Origin of the sequence: Mesorhizobium sp. M8A.F.Ca.ET.021.01.1.1, from assembly GCF_003998025.1 — a bacterium.
Classification (GTDB): domain Bacteria; phylum Pseudomonadota; class Alphaproteobacteria; order Rhizobiales; family Rhizobiaceae; genus Mesorhizobium.
In genome coordinates this window covers 1-1421 of record NZ_RZSJ01000914.1, presented here as the reverse complement: position 1 = coordinate 1421, position 1421 = coordinate 1, and the positions used below count along the sequence as shown (strand labels likewise).

The following is a 1421-nucleotide window of genomic DNA, read 5'->3' as shown; positions in this document are numbered from 1 at the left end:
TCGATGTAGAGCGTCTGCCGCGACACCCGCCAGCGGCCGTCGAAATGGCCGTCGCCGCCGCCCCCACTGGCCGGCGGCAGATGTGCGTTGGCGACCGGTCCGGCCAGTTGCCGTAGTGTCGAATATGTTGCCTGGAAATCGCGGTTCTGGACATCGCGGCGGTTGCGCCCGAACGGGCCGGTGCCGTTGGCTCGGTCCATGGCGCCGAGCTGGTTGTTGGCAAGCAGCGCCAGGAACCGTCTTTCGTAGTCGCTGTCGATGGCATTGCCGAAGAACCACGCCGCCGCGACCTGTGGCCCGGGCGTGCCGGCCGACAGCGAGGGCCGCGCGCAAGCTTCCTGTCCCGCCAGGAAGTCGCAGGCATTGCTACCCGCACCGGCACAACCGGCAAGGGCAGCCAGCCCGAACAGGGCGAGGATGACGATCGTGCGGCTATTCACCCGTTGGCTCCGGCCTTCATGGCGCTCAACTGCGCCGGGTCGCGCGGCGGCATGAAACCTTGCGGAAAAACCTTGCAGACGGGTATGGCGAAGGTGGCGATCAGCAGTTCGGCCTCGCTGCGCGTCTTGCGCGGTGCCGTCTTGTCGTCGCGGATTGCCCGCGCCGAGGCGACAAGGGCGCCGTCGCAGTCGCAATGGTCGCGGCGGGCGATGTAGCAGGCGTCATGGGTTCGGCAAACGGCGTCGAGGCGGTCGACCGGCCGGGCCGACAGATCGCCGGTGCGGGTGCCGGGACCGCAGTAATTGCCGATGACGAAAGGCGAGGGGCGCGCCATGGCGTAGCGGATCGGCCTGGGCAATTCGGCTTCCGGTACCTTTGTCCATGGATTGGCGCATGCGGAGACAAGAAGCAGCGGCAGGATGGCAAGAACGGCTCGCATGTCTATCCGCGCCAGCTTTCTGAAAGATGTCCCCACCCGGCGCCCGCCTTGCGTGGCCGAGGGCCGCACGCCTGATGCCACACTGGCTGGTTTTGGCAAGGAAAAGGCGGCGTGTGGGGACCGGCCGTGTTTGTGCCGTGACGGCGCTTCTACAGGAAGAGGCCCCGCTCACGCTCAACCGCCTTGGTGATGAAGCTGGCGACGATCTGGACGCGGCGCAGCGGCCTCACCGATTCATGGTAGACCAGCCAGTAGGCGCGGCGGATGGGCGCGACCACGTCGACGGCCACCAGCTCCGGCATCGAGCGGGCGACGAAGGTGTGCAGGATGCCGATGCCGGCGCCCGAGCGCACGGCTTCGGCTTGGCCGAGCGCAGAAGAGATGGCGAAGCTGGTGCGCCAGTCCGCGCTGAATTCGGCCGCGTAGTCGAGCGACGGGCTGACGATGAGGTCCGGCACATAGCCGATGAGGGTGTGCCGGCCGAGTTCGGCGGCGGTTCTGGGCAGTCCATTGGCTTCGGCGTAGGCGCGCGACGCGAACA

General features: G+C 67.7%; 2 protein-coding genes and 1 pseudogene. All 3 read right to left on the bottom strand.

The window, feature by feature from the left end; translation table 11 throughout:
• Positions 1-440, bottom strand: a pseudogene (locus EOA36_RS35395) (phosphatidylserine/phosphatidylglycerophosphate/cardiolipin synthase family protein); the annotation flags it as partial.
• Entirely contained in the window at positions 437-880 is a 444-nt protein-coding gene (locus tag EOA36_RS35390) for a hypothetical protein (protein ID WP_127281232.1), read from the bottom strand. The gene EOA36_RS35390 and the pseudogene EOA36_RS35395, both read right to left, overlap by 4 nt.
• Before the next feature lie 149 nt (positions 881-1029).
• Positions 1030-1421: LysR substrate-binding domain-containing protein (locus EOA36_RS35385; RefSeq protein WP_245464558.1), on the bottom strand; the 392-nt coding region annotated here is incomplete at its 5' end.